The organism is uncultured Kordia sp., assembly GCF_947489565.1.
GTDB lineage: Bacteria > Bacteroidota > Bacteroidia > Flavobacteriales > Flavobacteriaceae > Kordia.
On record NZ_CANLEA010000047.1, the window covers coordinates 1 to 2,816 of the forward strand.

Below are 2,816 nucleotides of genomic sequence, written 5' to 3' on the forward strand. Positions count from 1 at the left end.
AACTCAATACTGCCATCACTGCGCCAACGAGCTAAATCGCCCGTGACATATAAGCGTTCTCCTTTTTCATAAGGATTCTCAATGAATTTAGTTGCTGTCAATTCAGCTCGGCCTAAATAACCGCGCGCTAAACCAGAACCTGAAATACACAATTCGCCAATAACGCCGATAGGTTGTACTGATAAATGATCACTTAGGATATAACAACTTACATTGGGAATTGGGCGGCCCACGACACTCAAATTATCGTGAATATGCGTTGCGGTTAGTTTTTTAAACGTCGTATGCACAGTCGTTTCCGTAATTCCGTACATATTAATGATTTGACATTCAGGATATATGGCTTCCCATGCTTTTAAAAATGAAGGATATAAAGCTTCTCCTCCAAAAATGATGTAACGAATTGAATGCTTTTCATTGCGTTCTAAAAATGCTTCTTGTAAGACTTGAAACGACGAAGGTGTTTGATTTAAAACAGTAAGTCCGTGCGCAATCGCTAATTTTGAAAATGCTCCGGTATCTCTCACCGTTTCTTTTGTTGGAATGATTAGTTTTCCTCCAAAAAACAACGCTCCATACATTTCCCAAACAGAAAAATCAAAACAATAGGAATGAAATAAAGACCATACATCTTTGTCTGTAAAATCGAATAAAGGTTGGTTGTTAAAGAACAGTTTGAATACATTTTTATGCTCAATCAATACTCCTTTTGGCTTTCCTGTGGATCCCGAAGTGTAGATGACATAAGCCAAATTGCTTGGCAAAACTCCATGCGCTAGTTTTGTTGTTGGATATTCGCTATTTTGAAAAGTATCTAAAAGTGATTGATCAATAGTTACTTTGCATTGACTGTCGGAAATGATATATTCCTTACGCGCTTCCGGATAATTTGGATCAATAGGAACATAAGCCGCGCCTGTTTTTAGGATTCCTAAGATGGAGACGATCATCCATTGACTTCTGTCTAGTAAGATTCCTACTAAATCTTCTGTGCCAATATTGTGCTCTGATTGTAAATAATGTGCTAATTGATTCGATTGTTCGTCTAATTCTTGGTAACTCAGTGTTTCTCCTTCAAATACAACTGCGGTATGAGTTGGATACTGTGTTGCTATTTCCTCAAAGCGATCTAAAATTGTACCTTCGGTTGTGTAACTAATATCATCACTCGCATACGTATTTAGCAATAATGATTCTTCTTCTGGAGATACATACGCTAATTTGCTTAATTGTGCTTCTGGTTTTGTGACAAACGATGTTAACAACGTATTGAAGTTCTCTGACAATCGCTGAATGTATTCTGTGCTGTACAACGCTTCGTTGTATACAAAACGGAAGCTTAAAGATGCATCTGGTGCAACTTGAATGTAGAAATTGTAATTCGTTCTTTCATATGATTCAAACGAACTCACTTCCATCTCTACAGTATTACTTTCTTCTGCTGAAGCGACTTCTGACACACGTGATTCTTCCACCAAATAGTTTCCAAACATTAAGATGTGATCTATCAAATGACGTCCAGTCTTTGTAAACGATTGTATTTCTGATAGATTCAAATAATGATGTCCGTTGCTACTAATGGTACCTTCTTGAATACGCTTGAGTACACTTGTAACGGTGTCTTCTTCGTTCAATTCCACTCGTACTGGAATCGTATTGATAAACAGTCCAACCATGGTTTCCACACCTTCTAAATCAGATGGACGACCAGAAACTACAGAACCATATACCACATCGTTGCGTTGTGTATAACGTGAGAGTAAATAACTCCAAACTCCTTGTATGAGTGTGTTTTGTGTGAATCCGTATTGTGCGCATACTTCTTTTAATGAAGTGTATATTTCCTGAGAAATCTCTAAATCTATATGTGATTGTTGATATTCCTCTGATGCCGCTTGCTTGTCCATTGGCAAACGTGTGATGCCTTCGTATCCTAATAAAACATCATTCCAATAGTTCAGCGAGCTTTGTTTGTCTATTCCTCTAAGCCAATTGATGTAACGTGAGTATGGGAGTACTTTTGGTAAATCGGCTGGTTTTCCAGATACTTTTGAGCGAATCAGTTCGTAAAAATCATTGATCAAAATACTCATACACCAACCATCGATTAAGATATGATGGTGACTCCATAAGAATTCATAACTTCCATTTTCAGTTTTGTAGATTTGTAAACGCATCAGTGAAGAAGCGCTTAAGTCAAAACCTTCTTTTCGGTCTTGCTCCTTTAATTCTTCTATGCTGATGTCACTGCTCGCAGCTTCATAATAACGAAAATCTCCTTGTACATCCTTGTGAACAATCTGCAATGGAGTTCCGCCAATATCATTTCTAAAGCCTGTTCTTAAGACTTCATAACGAGCGATCAGTTCATTATAGGCTGCTTCTACATATGGAATTGGAATCTCTAGCGAATTAACACTATACGACATTTGTTCGAAATACAATTCGTTCAATTCACTTGACAACCAATGATAATACATTCCTTCTTGCAATGGTGATAATTCATAGATATCTGCAATTGCAGTTTCTGTTGTTAGCTGTGATAATTCTTCTATGCTGACTGCTGAATAACTAAGATCACTTGGTGTTAAACTGGCTTCTTTTTTGTCGGATAATGTTTGTATGTACTGTTGTAAATGTTTTTTATAAGATTGCTCTAATTGCTTAATCTGAGCTGTGGTATAATGTGCTTGACTATAACGAATACTGATTGATAATTCTCCTGAAACAATGATGCCTGTGACTTCTAATCCGACATGACTGATATTGTTTTTAGAACGATCATTTCCAACGTCATAACTTCCATATTCAAAACT

1 protein-coding gene is annotated in these 2,816 nt (G+C 36.9%); it reads right to left on the reverse strand.

The features are described 5' to 3' along the window. Positions 1-2,816: amino acid adenylation domain-containing protein (locus tag Q0845_RS27665; protein ID WP_298521199.1), on the reverse strand; the 2,816-nt coding region annotated here is incomplete at both ends.